Genomic DNA, 21,048 nt, shown 5'->3' on the forward strand with positions numbered 1-21,048 from the left:
ACATAGAGGTGCGTATTTGACGGTCAAAATGAGAACCGGACGGTCGTCTCGGAGTCTACCGATCGATATACTCGCTGCATTGCGGCATTTGTAAGGGGTTGCTGTGCGAAAACGCGCTGGCTGTCAGGCAAGGTCATTGCGTGGTTCAGTCGCTTTCGCAGAGTTTCCCTTTAGGCGCCTTACGAAAAACGTGACGAACGTAGTATGTTCGGGCTGAATCGTTTTTCCTTGAGACGGCTATTCACCCGCTACACCTACGATGAGTCACGGGTCAGAGGCACCCCCGGCATGATAGAGCTCGAACAAGAAGATCCAATCCCGCAAGGCGACCTGGCCCTGCAAATCACCGCGCTTCCGCGTGAAACCAACGGCTTCGGCGATATTTTCGGCGGCTGGCTGGTGGCACAGATGGATTTGGCCGGCACCGCAATGGCCAGCAAAGTCGCTGGCGGACGCGTGGCCACCGTTGCGATCGATCGCATGGCGTTCCTGGTTCCGGTAGCGGTGGGCGCTCAGCTCTCTTTCTATACCCAGGCACTGGAAATCGGCCGCAGCTCGATTCAGATGATGGTCGAAGTCTGGAGTGACGATCCGCTGTCCAGCGAGTGGCGTAAAGTGACTGAAGCCGTGTTTGTGTTTGTCGCGATCGATGGCAGCGGCCGTACCCGCTCGGTTCCGCCACGCGCGCGTTAAACACTGCGGCCTTTCTGCGGTCCATTGCAGTCATTGTTCCTGATCGAGAGTTGCACCATGAGCACGCCCAACGTTGAAGCCGTGAAACTGGATGAACTGAACTGCTGGCGCATCCGCCACGGTCAGGCCGAATTGCTGGTCGCCCAGCAAGGCGCGCACATCCTCAGTTATCAAGTGGCCGGCCAACCGCCGGTGATCTGGCTGAACGACGAGGCCGTGTTCAAGACCGGCAAAAGCATCCGCGCCGGCGTGCCGGTGTGCTGGCCGTGGTTCGGCAATTTCCCGCGCAACCCGCAGAGCGTCCAGGCGATGCGCGTCAGCAACGAACCGCCGACCGCCCACGGTTTTGTCCGGGCGATGGATTGGGAACTGGGTGGTATCGAAGCCGAGGGTGAAAGCCTTAAGGTTGAGTTTCTCCTGCCCTACCCCGAAGGCGGCTTTCCGGGCTGGCCGCATCAGGTGGATCTCAAACTGAGCATTCGTCTGGATGATCAACTGCACATCAGTCTGACCAGCCACAACCAGGGCACGGATAAAGTCACCATCAGCCAGGCGCTGCACAGTTACTTCGCGGTCAGTGATGTGCGCAATGTGCACGTTGAGGGGCTGGATGGCTTGAGCTACATCGAGACGCTGGAGGACTGGAAAACCGTCACTCAGAGCGGCGATTTGCGTTTCACTGGCGAAACCGACCGCATCTACCTCAATACCCCGGCGAAGCTGAGCATTATCGACCCGACTTGGGAACGGCGTATCGAGCTGACCAGCTGTGGCTCGCGCTCGGCAGTGATCTGGAATCCGTGGATAGAACGCGCGGCCGCGTTCAGCGACATGGCCGACGATGGCTGGCAGAAGATGCTGTGCATCGAGACGGCGAATGTGATGGATGATGTGGTGACTTTGGCGCCGGGTGCGAGCCATACCTTGGGTGTCAGCGTCGGCGCAAAACCGCTCTAAGCCCTACCGCAATACGAAATGTGGGAGCCAGCCTGCTGGCGATGGCGTCGTGTCAGTCAACTTGAAAGTATCTGACACACCGCTATCGCCAGCAGGCTGGCTCCCACAGTTATTTCGAGTGGCTGTTAGAGATCGGACTCCTGCACCACCCGCACCTTCGCCGCATCCAGCGCATACGCAGCATCAGCCAGATCATTGTTGACCTTCTCGATCTTCAACGTGCCCGTCACCCACAGCGGCGTGTAGATATCATCCAGCTTCAAACCTTTCGGGTAACGCACCAGCACCAACTGGTTAGGCGGCGGTGGCGGCACGTGGATGCAGGCGCCCGGATACGGCACGAGGAAGAACAGCGTACTGCGCCCCTTGGCGTCGGACTCCAGCGGCACCGGATAACCCCCGATGCGGATGTTCTTGTCGTTCATCGACGGCACGGTTTTGGTCGAATACATCACCGCCGGCAAGCCTTTGCTCTGCTTCATGCCACCTTTTTCGGTAAAGGTACCATCGCCTTCGGGGGAGCTATGGTCGATTTCGGGCATGGCCTCGAGGGCTTTCTGATCAGACTTGGGCATCAGCTCGAGCCAGTCGGTTTCCGGCAGTTCGCCGGCATGGGCCAAACCGCTGCCCAAAAGGAGGAGAGTCAAAAAAAGACGGCGCATGGAGGTGCTCGGTAAGGAAAGGACGGTGTAACGCCGAGCATTCTAGCCCTCCCCGCCTGCGGCGCGGAGAGGACTTCGTCGCTTGAATCAGTTCTTTCTGATCAAACCGTAGATCACCAGCAACACCACCGCGCCGACCAGCGCACCGATGAAGCCTGCACCTTCGCCCGCGTGATAGATGCCCAGAGCCTGGCCGCCATAAGTGGCCGCCAGCGAACCGCCGATACCGAGCAGGATAGTCATGATCCAGCCCATGCTGTCATCGCCCGGTTTCAGGAACCGGGCCAGCAGGCCGACGATCAAGCCGATAAAGATGGTTCCGATAATTCCCATGACATTTCCCTCTGAGTAAGTGGCTATGCGAAAGCCTAGTCAGACTTTCGCATCCTGCCATGAGAGAACGGCGGACCTTGAATGGTTCCGCCGCTGCCACATGAAACTGTTTATTCGGCGATGAGCGCTTCGACCTTGAGGATCTGCGCGGCCAGTGTTTCGCGGTTTGCACAACGCAGGTTGGCGTGACCGACCTTGCGGCCGACCTTGAACGCCTTGCCATAGTGGTGCAGATGGCAATCGGCGATGGCCAGGACTTTCTCGGTGTCCGGCACTTTACCGATGAAGTTGAGCATTGCGCTCTCGCCGACCTTGGCCGTCGAACCCAGCGGCAGACCGGCAACGGCTCGCAAGTGGTTTTCGAACTGGCTGCACTCGGCGCCTTCGGTGGTCCAGTGCCCGGAGTTGTGCACGCGCGGGGCGATTTCGTTGGCCTTGAGGCCACCGTCGACTTCGAAGAACTCGAACGCCATCACGCCGACGTAATTCAACTGCTTGAGCACGCGGCTGGAGTAGTCTTCGGCCAAAGCCTGCAGCGGGTGGTTGGTGCTGGCCACGGACAGCTTGAGGATGCCGCTGTCGTGGGTGTTGTGAACCAGTGGGTAGAACCTGGTTTCACCATCGCGAGCACGCACGGCGATCAGCGAGACTTCACCGGTAAACGGCACGAAGCCTTCCAGCAGGCAGGCCACGCTGCCCAGTTCGGCGAAGGTGCCGACCACATCTTCCGGTTTGCGCAGGACTTTCTGGCCCTTGCCGTCGTAACCCAGGGTGCGGGTTTTCAACACGGCCGGCAGACCGATGGAAGCGACAGCGGCGTCCAGATCGGCTTGCGATTGAATATCGGCGAACGCCGGGGTGGGAATTCCCAGGTCCTTGAACATGCTCTTCTCGAACCAGCGATCACGGGCAATGCGCAGGGCTTCGGCGCTCGGGTAGACCGGGACGAATTGCGACAGGAACGCCACGGTTTCGGCCGGGACGCTTTCGAACTCGAAAGTCACCAGATCGACTTCATCGGCCAGCTGGCGCAGGTGGTCCTGATCGCCGTAATCGGCCCGCAGGTGTTCGCCCAACGCAGCTGCGCAAGCATCCGGCGCCGGGTCCAGGAAAGCGAAGTTCATGCCCAGCGGGGTGCCCGCCAACGCCAACATGCGACCCAACTGGCCGCCACCGATTACACCGATCTTCATCGTCAACAACCTCAGGCGATGCGTGGGTCTGGATTTTCCAGGACGCTGTCTGTCTGCTCAGCACGGAATTTTTTCAGCACCGCGTGGAATTGCGGGTGCTTGGCGCCGAGGATACTCGCCGACAGCAGGGCAGCGTTGATCGCGCCGGCCTTGCCGATGGCCAGGGTGGCAACCGGGATGCCCGCAGGCATCTGCACGATCGAGAGCAGCGAATCGACGCCCGAAAGCATCGACGACTGCACCGGAACGCCCAGCACCGGCAGGTGGGTCTTGGCCGCACACATGCCAGGCAAGTGGGCCGCGCCACCGGCACCGGCGATGATCACCTCGATGCCACGCGCCTCGGCCTCTTCGGCGTACTGGAACAGCAGGTCCGGGGTGCGGTGGGCGGAGACCACTTTCACCTCGTAAGGGATGCCGAGCTTTTCCAGCATATCGGCGGTGTGGCTAAGGGTGGACCAATCGGACTTGGAGCCCATGATCACGCCAACCAGTGCACTCATCGTCGTGCCTCTTCTCTCTGGGCGCCCGCAGGCGCGTCAAAAAACAACAAGCCACGCAAAATGCGTGGCTTGATTGTACGAATTATGGCCGGGCGAACCGGCCGAAGGCCGCGCAGTATACCTTAATGAAGCAGATAAACAGCCCCTGAAACGACCATCCGTCATACGGCGCAAAGTGCCGGTTTTATTGACTTGAAGGTCAGTCAATTACACCCCCAATCCCTCGTGGGAGCGGGCTTGCTGGCGAAAGCGGTGGGTCAGTCGATATCAATGTTGTCTGACCCACCGCATTCGCGAGCAAGCCCGCTCCCACATTTGATCGTCAGGGGTCTCAGGAACCGGTTGTGCCTTGGGCCGCGCCGCCTTCCAGCTTGCGCCACAACAACCGCACATTCGCCTTGCGCACCAGCGCGCAGCGATACAGACGAATCTCCAGCGGCACATGCCATTGCGGGCCGCCGCACACCACCAGCTCACCGCGCGCCAGCTCGGCGCGCACACTCAATTGCGGCACCCACGCAATCCCCAACCCCTCCAGCGCCATGCTTTTCAAGCTGTCGGCCATGGCGGTCTCATAGATGGTGGTGAAGCGCAGCGCACGCTGACGCAGCAGCATGTTCACCGAACGCCCGAGAAACGCACCCGCGCTATAGGCCAGCAGCGGCACACTGCCCTCGCCCTCCAGATCAAACAACGGCTTGCCATCGGCATCCGCTGCGCAGACAGGGAGCATTTCGGTGTCGCCGAGGTGCAGCGACGGGAAGATTTCCGGGTCCATCTGCAAGGCTGCGTCCGGGTCATAGAACGCGAGCATCAAGTCGCAACCGCCTTCTCGCAGCGCATGCACTGCATCGCCGACGTTAGTCGCCACCAACCGCGTGGCGATGTTCAAACCTTCATTACGCAATTGCGCGATCCAGCGCGGAAAAAAGCCCAATGCCAGGGAGTGAGCGGCCGCCACTTGCATCACTTCACCCTGCCCGCCTTCCAGATGATGAAGGTGGCGCAGTACTTCGCCGAGCTGTTCGACCACGGTCCGCGCGGTCACCAGAAACAACTGCCCCGCCGCCGTCAGTTCGACAGGCGTGCGTGAGCGATTGACCAGCGTCAGCCCCAGCGCGGCTTCAAGGCTGCGGATCCGGCGGCTGAAAGCCGGCTGAGTCACGAAGCGTCGTTCCGCAGCCTGGGAGAAGCTACGTGTCGCGGCCAGGGCGCTGAAGTCCTCGAGCCATTTACTTTCCAGATTCATCACGTCCTCCCAGACACGCACCAAATTAGGTCACACGCTCGCCGCACACGCGGCGTCACATGGGCATTATGCCGAATGTGCATAGGCTAGTGTTTAACAGCATTGGCCGAAAATTCTCCACAAGCCTAGCATTTGCAGCGTTCCGGCACAGACCGGGTCCTTATCGAGATGATTTCTATCATGTCCTCCGCTGCATCTTTCCGCACAGAAAAAGACCTGCTTGGCGTACTCGAAGTACCTGCTCAAGCGTATTACGGCATCCAGACCCTGCGAGCGGTGAACAACTTCCGTCTCTCCGGCGTTCCGATTTCGCATTACCCGAAGCTGGTTGTCGGTCTGGCGATGGTCAAACAGGCCGCCGCTGACGCCAACCGCGAGTTGGGTCACCTGAGCGAAGCCAAGCACGCTGCCATCAGCGAAGCCTGTGCACGTCTGATCCGCGGCGATTTCCACGAAGAGTTCGTGGTGGACATGATTCAAGGCGGCGCTGGCACTTCGACCAACATGAATGCCAACGAAGTCATCGCCAACATCGCGCTGGAGGCCATGGGTCACCAGAAGGGCGAATACCAATACCTGCACCCGAACAACGACGTGAACATGGCGCAGTCGACCAACGACGCCTACCCGACCGCGATCCGTCTGGGTCTGCTGCTGGGTCACGACGCGCTGCTGGCCAGCCTCGACAGCCTGATCCAGTCGTTTGCTGCCAAGGGTGTTGAATTCAGCCACGTCCTGAAGATGGGTCGTACCCAGCTGCAAGACGCCGTGCCGATGACCCTGGGCCAGGAATTCCGCGCTTTCGCCACCACCCTTAGCGAAGACCTGGCGCGTCTGAAGACCCTGGCGCCTGAGCTGCTGACCGAAGTGAACCTGGGCGGCACCGCGATCGGCACCGGCATCAACGCCGACCCGCGCTACCAGCACCTGGCCGTTGAGCGTCTGGCCCTGATCAGCGGTCAACCGCTGGTTCCGGCGGCCGACCTGATCGAAGCCACCTCCGACATGGGCGCCTTCGTTCTGTTCTCCGGCATGCTCAAGCGTACCGCGGTGAAGCTGTCGAAGATCTGCAACGACCTGCGCCTGCTGTCCAGCGGCCCACGCACCGGCATCAACGAAATCAACCTGCCGGCGCGTCAGCCAGGCAGCTCGATCATGCCAGGCAAGGTCAACCCGGTCATCCCGGAAGCGGTTAACCAGGTGGCGTTCCAGATCATCGGCAACGACTTGGCCCTGACCATCGCGGCTGAAGGCGGCCAGTTGCAACTGAACGTGATGGAGCCGCTGATCGCGTTCAAGATCTTCGACTCGATCCGCCTGCTGCAACGCGCCATGGACATGCTGCGCGAGCACTGCATCGTCGGCATCACCGCCAACGAAGAGCGCTGCCGTGAACTGGTCGAGCACTCGATCGGCCTGGTCACCGCGCTGAACCCGTATATCGGCTATGAAAACGCTACCCGCATCGCCCGTATCGCGCTGGAAAGCGGCCGCGGCGTGCTGGAACTGGTGCGCGAAGAAGGCTTGCTCGACGATGAAATGCTCGCCGACATCCTGCGCCCGGAAAACATGATTGCTCCGCGTCTGGTGCCTTTGAAGGCATAACCAGACGCAACATCGGCTCTTGCTCCTTTAACGAAGAGCACCAAGGGCCACGCTCACCAGGTCGAGGGACTAGACACCTCTCACCTTTTGAGGGCTTGGGGATTTATTCCCCAAGCCCTTTTTTTTAACTCTTTGAGCAACACGCAGAACCTGTGGGAGCGGGCTTGCCCGCGATGAACGATAACGCGGCGTACCTGAAAAACCGCGGTGACTGCATCGCGGGCAAGCCCGCTCCCACAAGAACCGGACCTCCAAAGGGTCAGGTGTTTCAAGGCTTCGTTTCGTCGCTTGCACCACAACCGTGCAGACGGACGGCACTCTCCTAGGTATAGTGCCGCCCCTCTTCGCGTGAGCGGTCGTCGGTAACGAGGCCCAAACCCATGCGAAACCCGAACTAATAACAAACCTGCGATATGGGCCCGGGACGAACACACGCCTCACTGTTGTGCCATGTGCACTCCGGTGTAACGCGATGTTTCTACCTGCCCAGCATTTGCCTAAACAAAAAACAGCGAGGAATAATCCATGCTCGAAGTCATTAACGACTTCCTCTCAGGGAAAGTACTGATCGTGCTCATTGTCGGGCTCGGTAGCTACTTCACGATCCGCTCGCGTTTCGTTCAATTGCGCCACTTCTTCCACATGTTCGCGGTGTTCCGCGACAGCCTGAAAAGCAGCGCCGGGCAACTCAGTTCGTTCCAGGCCCTGATGCTCAGCCTTGCCGGCCGTGTCGGCGCGGGTAACATCGCCGGTGTCGGTATCGCCGTGACCCTGGGTGGCCCGGGTGCAGTGTTCTGGATGTGGGTGACCGCACTGGTCGGCATGTCCAGCAGCTTCTTCGAATGTTCCCTTGGTCAGCTCTACAAACGTACGGATGCCGACGGCACCTACCGTGGCGGCCCGTCCTACTACATCCAGCACGGCCTGCAGAAGCGCTGGCTGGGTATGGTCATGGCGTTCCTGCTGCTGGTGACCTTCGGCTTCGCCTTCAACGGCCTGCAAGCCCACGCCGTGACTCACTCGCTGAACAACGCCTTCGGCCTTGACACCACCTACACGGGCCTGGCACTGGCGGTGTTGCTGGGCCTGGTGTTCATCGGCGGGATCAAGCGCATCGCCAAGGTCGCTGACCTGCTGGTGCCAGTGAAAACCCTGGTGTACATCGGCGTGACCATCTACGTGATCGTGCTGCAATTCGACCACGTTCCAGCGATGCTGATGACCATCGTCAAAAGCGCCTTCGGTCTGGATCAAGCCTTCGGCGGCCTGATCGGCAGCGCCATCGTCATGGGCGTGAAGCGTGGCGTGTTCGCCAACGAAGCGGGCCTGGGCAGTGCGCCGAACGTGGCCGCAGTCGCCTCGGTCGAGCACCCGGTGGCACAAGGCGTGGTCCAGGCGTTCAGCGTGTTCCTCGACACCTTCGTGATCTGCACCTGCACCGCGTTGCTGATCCTGCTGTCGGGCTTCTACACCCCGGGCTTCGAAGGCGACGGCATTGCTCTGACCCAGAACTCGCTGGCCGCCGTGGTTGGTGACTGGGGCCGCAGTTTCATTTCCGTAGCCCTGTCGTTGTTCGTGTTTACCTCGATCCTCTACAACTACTACTTGGGCGAGAGCAACCTGCGCTTCATGATCGGTGAAAACCGCAAGGCGCTGATCGGCTATCGCGCGCTGGTACTGGCGTTGATCTTCTGGGGTGCGATCGAAAACCTCGGCACGGTGTTCGCCTTCGCCGACATCACCATGACCTTGCTCGCGTTCGTGAACCTGATCGCACTGTTCCTGCTGTTCAAAGTCGGCATGCGCATCCTGCGTGACTACGATGACCAGCGTGCTGCCGGGATCAAGACGCCAGTGTTCGACTCGAGCAAGTTCCCGGATCTGGATCTGGACCTGAAAGCCTGGCCAGCCAATCCGCCAGCGGCTGCTCCAAAGGCTGAAGCCGAGCCGCAAGGCGTACCCGCAGCGCAACGCTGATCGTTAAACGAAGGGTGCACAAACCTGTGGGAGCCAGCCTGCTGGCGATGACGGACTGTCAGTTGACACATTAGTGTCTAACATACCGCCATCGCGAGCAGGCTCGCTCCCACATGTCATCTCTTGCGGAGGCTTCCCCATGGTTCCCAATTCCTTTCCTGCCGCCCAGCACGTCATGGTGCTCTACACCGGTGGCACCATCGGTATGCAGGCCAGCGCCAATGGCCTGGCTCCGGCGTCCGGTTTCGAAGCGCGGATGCGCGAATACCTGCACAGTCAGCCTGAACTCGTGGTGCCGCAGTGGCGCTTTCGCGAGATGTCGCCGCTGATCGACAGTGCCAACATGAGCCCGGCGTACTGGCAGCAACTGCGTGAAGCGGTGGTCGACGCCGTTGATGTCCAGGGCTGCGACAGCGTATTGATCCTGCATGGCACCGATACCCTCGCCTACAGCGCCGCCGCGATGAGTTTTCAATTGCTCGGGCTGAATGCCCGCGTGGTGTTCACCGGCTCGATGCTGCCGGCGGGCGTGACCGACAGCGATGCCTGGGAAAACCTCAGTGGTGCACTGGTTGCTCTGGGCCACGGCCAGGCTCCGGGCGTTCATCTGTACTTCCACGGCGAACGGCTCGACCCGACCCGTTGCGCGAAAGTCCGCAGTTTTGGTCGGCACCCGTTCAAGCGGCTGGAGCGTCAGGGCGGTGGTGTGAAAGCCACTTCGCTGCCGGCTCAATTGAACTACAACCAGCGCAAGCAGTTGGCGAAAGTCGCGGTGTTGCCGTTGTTTCCAGGCATCGGCGCCGAGCAACTGGATGGCGTGCTGAACAGCGGCATCCAAGGCCTGGTGCTGGAGTGCTACGGCAGCGGCACCGGGCCGAGTGACAACCCTGAGTTTCTGGCCGCTCTGGAGCGGGCGCGGGACAAAGGTGTGGTTGTTGTCGCCGTCACCCAATGCCATGAAGGTGGCGTTGAGCTGGATGTCTACGAGGCCGGTAGCCGGTTGCGCGGCGTTGGCGTGCTTTCGGGCGGCGGCATGACCCGTGAAGCGGCGTTCGGCAAGTTGCATGGGTTGCTGGGTGCCGGGCTGGACACCGCCGAAGTGCGGCGCCTGGTCGAGCTCGACCTTTGCGGTGAACTCAGCTGACCTTGAGGCCGGACACAAACCCTGTGGCGAGGGAGCTTGCTCCCGCTGGAGTGCGAAGCACTCCTGAAATCGACGACGGAATATGTTCAGGAATGTTGCGTCAGCCGGATTGCGGCCGCTGCGCGCCCGAGCGGGAGCAAGCTCCCTCGCCACAGGTAATGGTCGTCACTCACTGGGCACATAACTTGCTGCCGTTCCAGCATCCCAAGGCTGGAACATCCCATGCTCCACTCCCACCTCACCACCCTCAACGCCGTCTCCCTGGTGCTCAACACCTTCAAGGCCGAAGGCTTGTCCAGCGAAGCGCTGCTGGCGGGAAGCGGCATCAGTGCGGCGGATCTGAGCCGGGCGGACACGCGCATCACCACCAACCAGGAGATGCAGGTCTGCGCCAACGCCGTCGCACTCAAGCGTGATATCGGCCTGGAGCTTGGGCGGCGGATGCACGTTTCGTCCTACGGCATGCTCGGTTATGCGCTGCTCACCAGTGCCACCTTCGGTGACGCTTTGCGCCTGGCGATGCGTTATCCGGCGCTGTTGGGAACACTTTTCGAGTTGAGCCTGGAAGACGATGGCGAGCGTGTGTGGTTCGTGGCTGCCGATTATCGAGAGAACCCGGCGCTGGCGGTGTTCAACGCCGAGTTCTGTCTGGTGTCGTTGAAAGTCATTTGCGATGACCTGCTCGGGCATCCGCTGCCCTTACTTGCAGCTCGCCTGGAACATGCGGCACCGGACTATCAGGCGACCTACGCCGAACACTTCAATTGCCCGCTGCACTTTGAGGCGCGGGACAACGCCTTCGCCTTTGACAAGCGTTGGCTCGACCAACCCTTGCCGCTCGCCGATGTGATAACTCATCAGGCGATGGTCGAACGCTGCCGCAAGCAGAACACCGAATTCACCGGACGTCAGGCGTGGCTGGGGCGGATTCGGCAGTTGCTCCGCGCGCAACTGAATGCGGCGCCGGGGCTGGAAGGTTTGGCGTTACAGATGAATTGTTCGGCGCGCACCTTACGTCGCCACCTCAAGGATCTGGGGTGCAGCTATCAGGAATTGCTCGACGAACTGCGCTTCGATCAGGCCAAGCAGATGCTTTGTGAGGATCAGCTGCCGATCTACCGGATCGCCGAGGCGCTGGGCTTTAGCGAAACCGCGAGTTTTCGCCATGCGTTCGTGCGCTGGAGCGGCGTGGCGCCAAGCCAGTTCCGACCACACCGATAACCCTTGTGAGAGAGAGCCCTGTGGCGAGGGGATTTATCCCCGTTCGGCTGCGAAGCAGTCGTAGACACGGTTTAACCTTGGAATGCCGGAGCCGCTACGCAGCCCGACGGGGATAAATCCCCTCGCCACAAGATCTGCATTCCATGCTCTGACCCGGGGCGCGCCCGCGCCAATAAGGGGCGAATTTCGGTCAAATCTTTTGGCCACATAAATCCCCTTTTGGCCTTTCCTGCCGTTCTCTCAAACGCCGCGTCCCACAAGACTGTGTTCAACCGAATCAGCCTGCGGAGAACAAGAAATGCTGACGATCTACTCGGACGATCACCACCTGCACCACGGCCGTTGTGAATTGATGGACGGGCAATTGATGCCCTGCTTCGAAATGCCCTCACGTGCCGACCATGTGCTGCAACGGGTGCAAACGCAGAACCTCGGCCCGGTCGAAGCGCCGCAGGATTTTGGCCTGGACCCGATCGCGCGCATCCACAGCCGCGCCTACCTCGACTTCTTCAAAGGCGCCTGGGCACGCTGGACCGAATTCAACACCGACGGCGACTTGCTGCCCTACACCTGGCCGGCCCGCACCCTGCGTCGGATTATCCCCACCAGCCTGCACGGCCAGCTCGGCTATTACAGCTTCGACGGCGGCGCACCGATCACCGCCGGCACCTGGCAAGCGGCGTACAGCGCAGCGCAAGTGGCCCTCACCGCACAAGCTGCGATCCAGCGCGGCGCCCGCAGTGCTTTCGCGCTGTGCCGTCCACCGGGACACCATGCCGCCAGCGACTTGATGGGCGGTTATTGCTACCTCAACAACGCCGCCATTGCCGCTCAGGCCTTCCTCGATCAGGGCCACAAAAAGGTCGCGATCCTCGACGTCGACTACCACCACGGCAACGGCACCCAATCGATTTTCTACGAACGCAGCGACGTGCTGTTCACCTCGATTCACGGCCATCCGGAAGCCGAGTTTCCGTTCTTCCTCGGCTATGAAGACGAACTCGGCGAAGGGGCCGGCGAAGGCTTCAACTTCAACTACCCTTTGCCGGCCGGCAGCGGCTGGGACAGCTGGAGTGCAGCGCTGGAACAAGCCTGCAAAGAGATCGAGCAATACGGCGCGGACATCGTTGTCGTGTCCCTGGGCGTCGACACGTTCAAGGACGATCCGATCTCTCAATTCAAGCTCGACAGCCCGGATTACCTGGCCATGGGCGAGCGCATCGCGAAGCTCGGCAAACCGACGCTGTTCGTGATGGAAGGCGGTTACGCGGTCGAAGAAATCGGCATCAATGCCGTGAACGTTCTCGAAGGTTTTGAAAGCGCCCAATGAGGAATTAGAACAATGAACAGACTCAAGCGTTTTATTGCACCGGTGCTGTGCGCCACGGTGCTCGGTGGCGCCGCCCACGCTGAAGAGCGAACGTTGCGCGTCTACAACTGGTTCGACTACATCACCCCCAAGGCGCTGGAAGACTTCAAGGCACAGAACACCCAGACCAAACTGGTCTACGACATCTTCGACACCAATGAAGCACTCGAAGCCAAGCTGCTGACCGGCAACTCCGGCTACGACGTGGTGGTGCCGTCCAACGTGTTCCTCGCCAAGCAGATCGAAGCCGGCGTGTTCCAGCCGCTGGACCGCAGCAAACTGCCGAACTGGAACCACCTCGATCCGAAGCTGATGAAGCTGCTGGAAGGCAACGATCCGGGTAACAAATTCGCCGTGCCGTACATGTACGGGACCATCCTGATCGGCTTCAACCCGGACAAGGTCAAAGCCGCCCTGGGCGACAATGCACCGGTGGACAGCTGGGACCTGATCTTCAAGGAAGAGAACATCAGCAAGCTCAAGCAGTGCGGCGTCGCCCTGCTCGACTCGCCGTCGGAGATCCTGCCGCTGGCCCTGCAACACCTCGGCCTGGACCCCAACAGCAAGAAGCCGGCGGACTACGAAAAGGCTGAAGCGCTGTTGATGAAAATCCGGCCGTACATCACCTACTTCCACTCCTCCAAATACATGGCTGACATCGCCAACGGTGACATCTGCGTCGCGGTCGGTTATTCCGGCAGCTTCTCCCAGGCCGCCAACCGCGCCAAGGAAGCCAAGAACGGTGTGATCGTCGACATGCGCCTGCCGAAAGAAGGCGCGCCGATCTGGTTCGACATGCTCGCCATTCCCAAAGGTGCGAAGAACCCGGAAGACGCCTACACCTTCATCAACTACCTGCTGCAACCGCAAGTGATCGCGCCGGTCAGCGACTTCGTTGGCTATCCGAACCCGAACAAGGACGCCACGGAAATGGTCGACCCGGCGATCCGCAACAACCCGAACCTGTACCCGACCGAAGCGGCGATGGGCACGCTGTACACCCTGCAACCGTTGCCGCGCGATGCTGAACGTGCGCGCACGCGAGCCTGGACCAAGATCAAGTCAGGGACCTGATCACCCGCCAAATCAAAGACCCGCGCGATGGCGGGTCTTTTTTTGCCTGCGATACATATCTACCACCTTCAGCCCTCGACGGCCCTCTACCTTGACCGAACACAGCGCTGCCCCATCGGCGCTTCACCGGCAACAGGAAACGGCCATGCCCGAGACTCCCTCCAACATCTCTGAAGACATACTGACCCAACTGGTGACCGGCCCTTCGATCAGGGAAGTCGCTTCAGCCTCATTGCGCTCCGCCCTCGACACCGCGTATCCACACCTGCACATCGACCCGAACCTGGCTGTGGTGGTGACGCCCGTCTGGACACTCGCCGGCGAACAGGCCAGGCCGGGCAGCAACCGGATCGAGTCCCTCACTGACGTGCTGGTGCGGCTCGGTTTATCCGGAACGACGGTGACCTACATCGACGGGGAACATTTTCTGACCCTGCCATCGGCTGTCGACTCGGCCATTCATCTGCCGGTAAAGATCGATACCCTTGGGTGCCAGCTCAACAAACTGGCCAGGCTGCTGTTCGTGGCCTATCAGGAACAGCAACTCGATTACTGGAACCAGCCCACAGCGGCCTCGACACCTCGCTGGCATCAACTCTCCGGTGCGCTGCGCAACATCTGGAACGTCGACGAAAAGGCCGGCTGGGACGAAGACCAGCGGGCCATTGCCCTCGCCGTCTACGGTTACCCACAACAGACCGAACGGCAACCTCATGACAAATACGCAATCAAGGCCTGCCTGATTGACGTCGACTGTCTCGACAATCAGACCACCCATCACTTGAGACTGCTGGACACCTCGGTGGTGATGGGCACCCACGGTGAACGCACAATCGTCGTGACCCATTCGATCGCAGAAGGCTTCAGGCACTACGACTCACTGGCGTCATTGGGCGAAACGCTGGCCGGGCGCATTGCTGCCTCGAAAGGTGATCGCACGCTGAAATGGCGCCTGTACGAACCCACCGGAGATTTTTTTGATCATCAGGCCTGTGCACTGATTGCGCTCGAGGTCGATGCCATCGGTTTACTCGGTGGCGCTGTTGCTGCACTGACGCCATCCCTTGCCCCGCAGGTGAGCGCCGCAGCAAAACATTTCACGGACTATCACGAACAGCCCTCTTCACGTTTCAGCCAGATCCAGGGTCTGTTGCCAGACTGGCTGACCAATGCGTCACCCACAGACCTGACCCGCTACAGCCGACACTTGATGGACCTCGCGCTGCTACGGGAACAGGACGCCGGCAAATCCTTCGATGAGGGCATCCCCTCTCTTCCTGACTTTGCCTTGCAAGCGCTGACCGATCAGATGATCAAGGACAACAAGATCGAGAATCAGACGGCCGCGACAAAGCTGAAATTGAAGGACATCGAAGTCACTATCACCAGTCTCGTCGTCCTCGGCGCGATCATCGTACCCGGCAAAACCCGGACCCTCACGCTGACGCTGGTGGAGTTGGCACTGCAAAACCTGATTGACTCGCCACCAGGCAACAAGACGGTGCAATACAAAAGCGGTGAAGCGGCGCCCGCGTGGATGACACCGTCCTACCTGGAAGACCTGGTCACCACAGTGAATATCGGGCAAACCTACCCCAGCCTGATCAAAAGCAAACTCCTCGCCGCACCCACGGAAAGCCTGCGTCGACAGAACCTCTACACCCGCCACCTGCGCATACAACTGCCGCTTCAGGCACTCCAACTCAAGGTTCGTGGCGAGGCTGGCATCGACGAACAGGGCTACCGTTATGCAGTCGCGGCCATGCAGGAAAAGGCGGCAGATCGATACGTCGACGGGCTGGAAATCGTCATTCGTCCGCTGGCATTCATTCCCGGGGGACGTACCGACAGCAAGGCCGACGTTGTGACCAACATGTTTGTGATCGGACCGCGACTGACTGATAAAGGACCCTGCCTCCTGTATCGGCCGCTGCTGGATCTTCCGCTGGTTCAATATGGCGGCGAGGCGAACCTGTTATATGCGATCAAGCACAACAAGGCGCTGCGCCAGTCAGTGCTGGCCTGGCTGCCGGAAGACGTGCACTTCAACTACTCGCAATATGTGTTTCCTGGTCAATTGCCTTCTGCCTGGACGCTGTCGCAATGGTTGACCGACCCCACCTCGGCACTGGGCATGATGGGCGCGCTTAGCTTGAGTGCGACGCCTGTCGTCGAACCGTCTGCGCAGACACTGTTCACCGACAACGCCAATGCGCTGGTCACCCTGGCCGACCGCCAAGCGGTCTCCAATGCTGAACGTCGCTGGGCCACGCTCAAACAGGGCGCATGGATGCTGTTCAATGTGGCACTTCCCTTTTTCGGGCGCACGGGCGCAACGGCTGCCTGGATATGGCAAATCATGGACGACTTGCACCAGGCCAATGAAGCCGGGCAAGCGGATGACAACGATCAGGCATGGGCCGCACTGACGGATCTGTTTCTGTCCCTGGGCATGGTGCTTGCCCATCGCGCGGCTACTCGCAACAAACCCGCGGTGCGCGCTGTGGAAAAGAGCCCGACACCCGCTGTAACGCCGCTGCCGGCGCCAAAGATTACCGTGACGCAACTACCCGATCTCGCCGCCGATTATTTACCCGCCAACCATGAAACATCCGTGCATATCCACGGCGTGCTGATGCCGGATTCATTGGCCACCCTGCTGGACGGGCTGGCGATTGAAAAACCTGCGGCGTTGAAAGAGTCCTCGACCGAAACCGGCCGTCACCGATTCCTGAGCCCACTGAATCAGAAATGGTATGCCAAGGTCGGTCAGCGCTGGTTCGAAGTCATGCTGGACGACAACGATGATGTGCAGATCATCGACTCACGGCAAACGCCCGCCACAACAGGCCCTCTCTTGATCCATTCGGCGAAGGGTGAATGGTTCATCGACACGCGCCTGAGACTGCGCGGCGGCGGCAGGAATCGAAGGGAAATCGAACGCAAAAACCAACAGCACAAGGACGACTTGAAACGGCAACTGACCGCATTCGATGTCCGTAAGCCGGGCTTGAAAAAAGAGCTCGATGCCGTGGAAAAAACGGCCGACGCCAATCGCCAGCCCTTGATCGACGTATTGAATTCACAGCTGACGGAATATGGCGCCTATATCGAGCAGCTCAAGACTTACAACGCCCTCGAGACCATCTCCAACTACCGCCCGGTAATGGTCAGCTGCCTGGATTATCAACTGTCACTGACGCAGAAATGGTTCGAGCGGCAAAACCGTGAGTTCGGTGAGCGTATGCGCCAGTCCCTCGCCCTTCTGGACAACGAGACAACCGCGGGCGCCCAGTCGCCCCGCCAGACACATCAACTCACCAGCGACATGACCCAGGGGGTTATCGACAAGATCGAGTTCGCCCATGCGCGCATCGAAGAACTGCTGCGACTGGGCAAAGAAGGGGCAGAAGCGGCGCGGGAATACAGGGCCCTGCTACCGTCGTTCAGTCTGCACGACTTGAAACTGTTCCAGATCAGCCTGGCTCAGGAGCTATGCCTCAGCGACAGCGGTACTGTCGCCACCCCGCTGGCTCGCCAGGCCATGCAACAGATAGTCGAAGATGCCGGCCTCACCATCCAGTCCTCGCTGGACCTTGCTGCCGAAGACAGTGCGCTACCACTGCTCGAACGGATCGACGGTTTCAATGATCTGGTGGAACAGTTCGCGACCCTGGACCTACGGATTCTCGATCTGCCCGAAGAATATCCGCAACAGCTGCTGCAGCCGCCACTCAATCTCATGCGCCAGCGAATCGAAACGTTCAAGGAACAGAGCATGAATCATCTGGTGGGCCTGTTGCATGAGCGCCGATTGCTGGAGCCGACTCCGGGGCCTTCCCGCCCTGCTCCGTCCACCAGACGCCTGATCAAAACTCGCTTCAAGGGCACGGTGGTCGGCAAGCTCCGCGACCGCGCAGCCGCGGATGACACCGACCTGATCGACGTCACTTCGCCGCTCACCCACAAAGTCATCGCGACCTTTCACGAAAAAACCCCCGGTGTGTGGCTCGAACATGTGCCGCTCGCGACAAAAGTGCCGACAACCCCACGCCCGGATTTGGCTGCCAGCATTCAGGCGGGTCAGTCACTGCTGGATCGATCAGGGGCATTTACCCGCCGCACCGAGGCAATTGCACAACGGGCAGGGCGTATCCCGGTGGAAATCGAAGACATGTTTCATCAACAGGCCCGCCAGTTGGAAGCCGCCGCCGATGCCATCGAAAGGGCCCTGACCGATAAAAACCTCACCGACAGCGGGCCGGGTTCGGGCGCCAACATCGCCAAGATCCTCAACGAAGAGGCGACCCGCTTCTACGAAAAGGGCCGTGCGACCCGGATCGACATGATCAAGCGACAACTCCCCACTGCGCCTCGCGTTGATTGGCTGCACGAAAGAGGCTTGGTGAATATCGTCAAGAACGCCGGTCGAAAACAGACAAAGCGCAGGAAGGACTATTTCGACGAGTATGAAATTCGTGACTCTGCCACCGGGAATGTGCTTTGGTACGCCCACTTTCATTACCCCAAGCCCGACGCAGCAGTCGGAGGGTATACCGCTGCCCATCTGAAAACTGTCGCGCAACGAACACTGGGTGGTGCATTTGATTGGCAAACAGCCCATACCAACAACGAATTGATCGCGATCAATCGCAGCGAAATCAGCTCTCAACTGGCCAAAGCGCTGTTTTTGCCAAAGGTAAAACCCATGGTCTCCAGAACGTGAGCTTTCGAAAACGATGACCTGCGCAAACTGTTTCTGGAGCTGGAACCTCAGGCCAGGAACTGACGTGCAATGCGCTTAACGCCAGACCTTTTCCAGACGCCCGAGTGCGGCACGGATCGCAGCCTCGGGCACCGCCGCGAAACCCAGGACCAGCCCGGCGCGCTGGTCCGCTGGTAGTGTCGAATCCGGCAACCAGTAACTGCTCAGCGCATTGATCTCGACATCGACGCTGGCCGCTTGCTCCACCAACTCGCGCTCACGGGCCTGCGAGTCGACCGCCACCGTCAGGTGCAGCCCTGCCGCGACACTCGGCAAGCTACCGATGCCGGGGATGTTCTGCGGCCAACCAGCCAATAAGGTATTGCGTCGGCTCAGGGCCGCACGGCGCATGCGGCGGATGTGTCGCTGGAAATGCCCGGCGGCCATGAACTCGGCCATGACCGCTTGAGTGCTCACCTCAGAATGCCGTACGTCCACCGCTCGCCGTTGCGAGAAGGCCTGAACCAAACCGGGCGGCAGCACCAGATAACCCAGCCTTAGCGCCGGGAAGGCGACTTTGCCAAACGTCCCGACATACAAAACTCGCCCCTGCCGATCGAGGGCCGCCAACGGAGCCAGCGGCGCGCCGCTGTAGCGGTATTCGCCGTCGTAGTCGTCCTCGACGATCCAGCCTTGGGTGCGTTCAGCCCACGCCAGCAACTCGAGGCGACGCGCCAGGCTCATTACCACGCCGGTCGGGTATTGATGCGACGGTGTGACATACGCCAACCGACAATCGCTGAGGCCATTCAATTCGTTGCAGTTAATGCCCTCGCTGTCCACCGCCACGCCATGCAGTTTCGCACCGGCCACGGCGAACGCATGACCTGCCGCCCGATACCCCGGATTCTCAATCGCCACCCCATCGCCCGGCTCCACCAGCAGCTGTGCACAAAGGCTAATCCCCTGCTGCGCGCCACTGGTGATCACTATTTGCTCAGCCGAACACTGCATTCCTCTCGAACTGCGCAAATACGCGGCAATCATGCCGCGCAAACGCTCGTCGCCCGCCGGATCGCCGTAACAGAGCTGCTGCAAATCCGGTTTGCGCCAGAAAGCCGCATTCAGCTTGGCCCACACCTCGAAAGGAAACAGATCGAATGCCGGCACGCCGACCCGAAAGGCCTTGGGCGGACCACTCGGCGGGGTCGGCAAATGGTTGCTCTCGACCCGACCCAACGCACCGCTGTGGATAACTTTACTGGATGAAACCACAGGCAAATCAAGCCAATTTGTGGATAAGGCTGTGGGTAACCCTGTTGACAACCCTGTGGATACTTTTGTGGATAATTTTTTTGCCGTTGCCACGGTTTGAGGCAGTTGCGCAACGTAAGTCCCGTCACCGACTCGCCCCTCGATAAACCCCTCGGCATAGAGTTGATCGTAGGCTCGCACCACGCTGTTTCTGGAAATCGCCAGCGCCGCCGCCAGATCCCGGCTGGCCGGTAATCGCGTGCCACTGGCCAGGCGTCCGTCGAGCACCCGCAGGCGCAATGCCTGATAGAGCTGGCGACTCAAGCCCTGACGACGATCAAGTTCGATACCGGCGGGGTTGAATGACAAGGAAAGCGGCGCTTCGCTCATGACAATGGACCTATGAAATTGGTCATTAATGGCTCTTACAACAGACCAATAGCCTGCCTAGGATGGACGCATTCGCCAAGGAATATTTCCATGTACAACCCCAGCGGCTTTGCCATCAAAGATTTGTCTGAACTGCAGCAGCAGATACTCGACACCCGTCTCGCCATGGTGGTCACCCACGGCGAGCAAGGCCTGCAAGCCAGTCATCTGCCGCTGCTATTCAATCCTGAACAGGGCGCGAATGGCACCCTCTACGGCCACTTCGCCCGGGGTAATCCTCAGTGGAAGGAACTGCAGGATGGCGCCGAAGCGCTGGTGATTTTTGCCGGCGCCGATGCCTACGTCAGCCCGGGGTTTTACCCGAGCAAAGCCGAGCACGGCAAAGTCGTACCGACCTGGAACTACGTCGCCGTACATGCATACGGCACGGCCGAAGTGTTCACCGACGCTGATCGTCTGCTTAATCTGGTCAGCGCGCTGACCGATCGCCATGAAGCCGGCCGCGCTCAGCCATGGAAAGTGGCAGACGCACCCGCTGATTACATCGACGGCATGCTCAAGGCCATCGTCGGATTCGCCCTGCCGATCCACCGTCTGGAAGGCAAGCGCAAGCTCAGCCAGAACCGCAGCACCGCAGACATCGCCGGTGTGCGCGAGGGGCTCGCCGCCAGCCCTGATGTGCACGACCAGGCCCTCGCCCACTTGATGCGTTAAGGAAT

At 60.2% G+C, this 21,048-nt stretch carries 16 protein-coding genes; 10 read left to right on the forward strand and 6 right to left on the reverse strand.

Annotation, left to right across the window (positions count from 1 at the left end):
• Positions 1 to 288 precede the first annotated feature (288 nt).
• Both ACA053_RS28965 and ACA053_RS28970 read left to right on the forward strand, forming a co-directional pair.
• Positions 289 to 693, forward strand: a complete 405-nt coding sequence (locus tag ACA053_RS28965; protein WP_007896491.1) for an acyl-CoA thioesterase — start codon at positions 289 to 291, stop codon at positions 691 to 693.
• A gap of 57 nt (positions 694 to 750) precedes the next feature.
• Entirely contained in the window at positions 751 to 1,650 is a 900-nt protein-coding gene (locus tag ACA053_RS28970) for a D-hexose-6-phosphate mutarotase (RefSeq protein WP_497394233.1), read from the forward strand.
• A gap of 125 nt (positions 1,651 to 1,775) precedes the next feature.
• Here the strand turns inward: ACA053_RS28970 and ACA053_RS28975 are convergent, their stop codons facing one another.
• The 5 genes from ACA053_RS28975 to ACA053_RS28995 all read right to left on the reverse strand — a co-directional run bounded on the left by ACA053_RS28975 (position 1,776) and on the right by ACA053_RS28995 (position 5,590).
• Positions 1,776 to 2,312, reverse strand: a complete 537-nt coding sequence (locus tag ACA053_RS28975; protein ID WP_497394234.1) for a DUF3299 domain-containing protein — start codon at positions 2,310 to 2,312, stop codon at positions 1,776 to 1,778.
• Between the two features lie 87 nt (positions 2,313 to 2,399).
• On the reverse strand, positions 2,400 to 2,645 hold the full coding sequence (locus tag ACA053_RS28980; protein WP_010465333.1) for a GlsB/YeaQ/YmgE family stress response membrane protein: 246 nt from the start codon (positions 2,643 to 2,645) through the stop codon (positions 2,400 to 2,402).
• A 110-nt stretch (positions 2,646 to 2,755) separates the two neighbouring features.
• Positions 2,756 to 3,838, reverse strand: coding sequence for a 5-(carboxyamino)imidazole ribonucleotide synthase (locus ACA053_RS28985; RefSeq protein WP_497314568.1), 1,083 nt, complete (start codon positions 3,836 to 3,838; stop codon positions 2,756 to 2,758).
• Positions 3,839 to 3,849: 11 nt separating this feature from the next.
• Positions 3,850 to 4,341, reverse strand: a complete 492-nt coding sequence (purE, locus tag ACA053_RS28990) for a 5-(carboxyamino)imidazole ribonucleotide mutase (RefSeq protein WP_008150032.1) — start codon at positions 4,339 to 4,341, stop codon at positions 3,850 to 3,852.
• Between the two features lie 331 nt (positions 4,342 to 4,672).
• Positions 4,673 to 5,590, reverse strand: a complete 918-nt coding sequence (locus ACA053_RS28995) for a LysR substrate-binding domain-containing protein (protein WP_109626815.1) — start codon at positions 5,588 to 5,590, stop codon at positions 4,673 to 4,675.
• Positions 5,591 to 5,770: 180 nt separating this feature from the next.
• On the opposite strand from ACA053_RS28995, the gene aspA reads away from it, so the two are divergent.
• The 7 genes from aspA (at position 5,771) to ACA053_RS29030 (ending at position 18,706) form a co-directional block, all read left to right on the forward strand.
• Positions 5,771 to 7,195, forward strand: a complete 1,425-nt coding sequence (aspA, locus tag ACA053_RS29000) for an aspartate ammonia-lyase (protein ID WP_109626817.1) — start codon at positions 5,771 to 5,773, stop codon at positions 7,193 to 7,195.
• A gap of 525 nt (positions 7,196 to 7,720) precedes the next feature.
• A complete protein-coding gene (locus tag ACA053_RS29005) occupies positions 7,721 to 9,172 on the forward strand; it encodes an alanine/glycine:cation symporter family protein (RefSeq protein WP_497314573.1) in 1,452 nt (483 codons plus the stop codon).
• Between the two features lie 139 nt (positions 9,173 to 9,311).
• Positions 9,312 to 10,316 carry an asparaginase gene (locus ACA053_RS29010; RefSeq protein ID WP_497394235.1) on the forward strand — a complete coding sequence of 335 codons (1,005 nt, stop codon included), beginning with the start codon at positions 9,312 to 9,314 and terminating at the stop codon, positions 10,314 to 10,316.
• A gap of 222 nt (positions 10,317 to 10,538) precedes the next feature.
• On the forward strand, positions 10,539 to 11,537 hold the full coding sequence (locus ACA053_RS29015; RefSeq protein ID WP_497314576.1) for an AraC family transcriptional regulator: 999 nt from the start codon (positions 10,539 to 10,541) through the stop codon (positions 11,535 to 11,537).
• Positions 11,538 to 11,835: 298 nt separating this feature from the next.
• Positions 11,836 to 12,867, forward strand: a complete 1,032-nt coding sequence (locus tag ACA053_RS29020; RefSeq protein WP_497394237.1) for a histone deacetylase family protein — start codon at positions 11,836 to 11,838, stop codon at positions 12,865 to 12,867.
• 12 nt (positions 12,868 to 12,879) lie between these two features.
• Entirely contained in the window at positions 12,880 to 13,980 is a 1,101-nt protein-coding gene (locus tag ACA053_RS29025; protein ID WP_109626828.1) for a polyamine ABC transporter substrate-binding protein, read from the forward strand.
• 145 nt (positions 13,981 to 14,125) lie between these two features.
• Positions 14,126 to 18,706, forward strand: coding sequence for a hypothetical protein (locus ACA053_RS29030; protein ID WP_497394238.1), 4,581 nt, complete (start codon positions 14,126 to 14,128; stop codon positions 18,704 to 18,706).
• A 75-nt stretch (positions 18,707 to 18,781) separates the two neighbouring features.
• Here the strand turns inward: ACA053_RS29030 and pdxR are convergent, their stop codons facing one another.
• The gene (pdxR, locus tag ACA053_RS29035) at positions 18,782 to 20,329 is read right to left on the reverse strand and encodes a MocR-like pyridoxine biosynthesis transcription factor PdxR (RefSeq protein ID WP_497394239.1); all 1,548 of its coding nucleotides are present in this window, start codon (positions 20,327 to 20,329) and stop codon (positions 18,782 to 18,784) included.
• Between the two features lie 90 nt (positions 20,330 to 20,419).
• Here pdxR and ACA053_RS29040 point away from each other — a divergent pair, with 90 nt between their 5' ends.
• The gene (locus ACA053_RS29040; protein ID WP_497394240.1) at positions 20,420 to 21,043 is read left to right on the forward strand and encodes an FMN-binding negative transcriptional regulator; all 624 of its coding nucleotides are present in this window, start codon (positions 20,420 to 20,422) and stop codon (positions 21,041 to 21,043) included.
• Positions 21,044 to 21,048: the final 5 nt, after the last annotated feature.

Source organism: Pseudomonas sp. LBUM1672, from assembly GCF_059695655.1.